General features: G+C 62.9%; 4 protein-coding genes. All 4 read left to right on the top strand.

All coding sequences use genetic code 11. The features are described 5' to 3' along the window. Positions 1–249: 249 nt before the first annotated feature. From ureE to QMX98_RS33875, 4 genes are read left to right on the top strand one after another with little or no spacing between them, the layout of a single operon-like run. Positions 250–750 (top strand): urease accessory protein UreE, encoded by a 501-nt coding sequence (ureE, locus tag QMX98_RS33890; protein ID WP_010464135.1) that lies wholly within the window; start codon positions 250–252, stop codon positions 748–750. Next, positions 747–1,421, top strand: a complete 675-nt coding sequence (locus QMX98_RS33885) for an urease accessory protein UreF (RefSeq protein ID WP_083375168.1) — start codon at positions 747–749, stop codon at positions 1,419–1,421. The genes ureE and QMX98_RS33885 overlap by 4 nt, the downstream gene beginning before the upstream one ends. Before the next feature lie 23 nt (positions 1,422–1,444). After that, on the top strand, positions 1,445–2,059 hold the full coding sequence (gene ureG / locus QMX98_RS33880; protein WP_010464137.1) for an urease accessory protein UreG: 615 nt from the start codon (positions 1,445–1,447) through the stop codon (positions 2,057–2,059). Between the two features lie 29 nt (positions 2,060–2,088). Continuing rightward, the gene (locus QMX98_RS33875; RefSeq protein ID WP_154502824.1) at positions 2,089–2,661 is read left to right on the top strand and encodes a HupE/UreJ family protein; all 573 of its coding nucleotides are present in this window, start codon (positions 2,089–2,091) and stop codon (positions 2,659–2,661) included. Positions 2,662–2,739: the final 78 nt, after the last annotated feature.

The following is a 2,739-nucleotide window of genomic DNA, read 5'->3' as shown; positions in this document are numbered from 1 at the left end:
AATCGCGATAGCGGAATGTCAGCCACATCAAATGTTGATTGTGCCGACGCTATCGCGAGCAGGCTCACGTCCACAAAACCAGTCAAGGCATCAATTGGGTGCCACCGAAAAATCCCCGCACCATTCCAGTTCAAAATCCCGCAACAGCCTGAGCCACCCACTACGCTCCGACAGGCATTTCCTACGTATCGCCCGATTGGCAAGCCCCTTGCTCTAGCCTGAACATCGTCCATTGCTGGAAGCCTTCCGATGCTGGTGATTCATCGCAGAATCGACCCTCAACCCGTCTGGGCCGCCGAGTTGCACCTGACTTTCGAGGCCCGGAGCAAAAGCCGTTTGCGCTGTTTCAGTGCCGAAGGCGAGGACGTCGGTTTGTTTTTGGAGCGCGGTCAGCCGCCACTGTATGACGGTGAGTGCCTGCAAGCCGAAGATGGGCGCATCGTCCGCGTCTGCGCCCGCCCCGAACAATTGCTGCATGTTACGTGCGCCAACGCGTTCGAACTGACTCGCGCGGCCTATCACCTGGGCAATCGCCACGTCGCCCTGCAAGTCGGTGATGGCTGGTTGCGCCTGCTCGATGATTACGTGCTCAAGGCCATGCTCGAACAGCTGGAGGCCAACGTCGACAACATCGAGGCACCGTTCCAGCCGGAACACGGCGCCTATGGGGGCGGCCATCACCATTCCCGCCACGGCGACGAGGACTTCAACTACCCGCCGAAATTGCACCAGTTCGGCGTCCGGTTATGAACCCGGCCTGGGCGCTGTTGCGCCTGGCCAGTCCACAACTGCCGATTGGCGGCTACAGCTATTCGCAAGGCCTGGAGATGGCGGTGGATAACGGCCGGGTGAACGATGCAGACAGCGCGCGACGCTGGATCAGCGATCAGTTGTTGCTGAACCTGGCACGCTTCGAAGCGCCGCTGCTGCTCGCCCATTGCACCGCTGCCTTTGATGAGAACTGGGGCCAGTTGCTGCAACGCTGCGAAGAACATCGTGCCAGCCGGGAAACCCGCGAGCTGCATCAGGAAAGCCGACAGATGGGCTATTCATTGCAACAACTGCTCAACGGCTTGCCGGAACTCGATGCGCCGGCCCGCGCCTTTCTCCAGCAGCGCCCTGAGCCGCATTTGGCCCTCGGCTGGGCGCTTGCCGCTCGCGCCTGGCAGATCAGCCCGCAAGATGCGCTGGCGGCGTGGCTCTGGAGCTGGCTGGAAAATCAATTGGCGGTGCTGATGAAAACCCTGCCCCTGGGCCAGCAAGCCGCGCAACGCCTGACCAGCGAACTGCTGCCACTGCTGCAACAAGCCCAGCAGGACGCCACCCGAATCAACCCCGAACACTACGGCAGCGCCGCGTTCGGCCTGTCCCTGGCGTGCATGGCCCATGAGCGCCAGTACAGCCGTCTGTTCCGTTCCTAGGGCCTTTTTACTTGGAGAATCACATGAACACACAACCCCTGCGCGTCGGCATCGGCGGACCGGTCGGTTCCGGTAAAACCGCCCTGACGCTGGCGCTCTGCCTGGCCCTGCGCGACCGCTACAACCTGGCCGTCGTCACCAACGACATCTACACCCGCGAAGACGCCGATTTCCTGGTGCGCAATGAAGCTCTGGCCCCTGAGCGCATCATCGGCGTGGAAACCGGCGGCTGCCCGCACACGGCGATCCGCGAAGACGCCTCGATCAACCTTGAAGCGGTGGATCAACTGAACCGCCGCTTTCCGGGGCTGGATCTGATTCTGGTGGAGTCCGGCGGCGATAACCTGTCGGCGACCTTCAGCCCGGAACTGTCCGACCTGACCATTTACGTGATCGACGTCTCGGCGGGCGACAAGCTGCCGCGCAAGGGCGGGCCGGGGATCTGCAAGTCCGACTTGCTGGTGATCAACAAGGTCGACCTCGCGCCGCTGGTGGGCGCGTCGCTGGAACTGATGGACAGCGACACCACGCGCATGCGCAACGGCAAGCCGTTTGTCTTCAGCAATCAGAAAACCGGCTTGGGCCTGGAAGCAATCATCGCCTTCATCGAACGCCAAGGCCTGCTGACCGCAGCCTGATCACGACTTATCAACAAGGAAGCTTATCCATGACACTGAAACGCATCCTGGGCACCCTGGCCCTGCTGCTGACCCCGGCCATCGCCTTCGCGCACCCGGGTCATGGCGACAACGGTTTGATCGCCGGCATCAGCCACCCGATTGGCGGCCTTGATCACTTGCTGGCGATGGTGGCGGTGGGTTTGTGGGCGGCGCAGCAAAAAGGCGCCGCGCGCTGGGCGCTGCCGTGCACCTTCGTGGGCACCATGCTGATTGGCGGACTGCTGGGTTTTGAAGGATTGAACCTGCCGGCGCTGGAAGGCGGCATTGCGGCGTCGGTGCTGGCGCTGGGCCTGGCCGTGGCCCTGGCCGTGCGTCCGCCGTTGAGCATGGCAGTCGGTGCGACGGCTTTGTTTGCGCTGTTCCATGGTGTGGCCCATGGGCTGGAGTTGCCGGACATGTCGAGCCCTTGGGCGTATGCCGCAGGGTTTGTGGCGGCGACGGCGGCGTTGCATGCTGCGGGTTATGCCGTGGTGCGCGTGTTGCCGCAAGCGGCGGCGCCGTTGGTTCGATTGGCCGGTGCGGCTTCGGCGGCGACTGGTGCGTGGTTGCTCGCAGGTTGATCTTTTATTGCCTGTGATGGCCCCTTCGCGAGCAGGCTCGCTCCCACATTGGAATGCGTACACCTGTGGGAGCGAGCC

Source organism: Pseudomonas sp. PS02303 (genome assembly GCF_029959925.1).
Classification (GTDB): domain Bacteria; phylum Pseudomonadota; class Gammaproteobacteria; order Pseudomonadales; family Pseudomonadaceae; genus Aquipseudomonas; species Aquipseudomonas mandelii.
The sequence above is the reverse complement of the archived record's forward strand: the minus strand, read 5'-3'. Positions and strand labels throughout refer to the sequence as shown.

Excerpts from the sequence above, each read along its gene's own strand:
- ureE (WP_010464135.1), top strand. The coding sequence starts at position 250 with ATGCTGGTGATTCATCGCAGAATCGACCCTCAACCCGTCTGGGCCGCC.
- QMX98_RS33885 (WP_083375168.1), top strand. The coding sequence starts at position 747 with ATGAACCCGGCCTGGGCGCTGTTGCGCCTGGCCAGTCCACAACTGCCG.
- ureG (WP_010464137.1), top strand. The coding sequence starts at position 1,445 with ATGAACACACAACCCCTGCGCGTCGGCATCGGCGGACCGGTCGGTTCC.
- QMX98_RS33875 (WP_154502824.1), top strand. The coding sequence starts at position 2,089 with ATGACACTGAAACGCATCCTGGGCACCCTGGCCCTGCTGCTGACCCCG.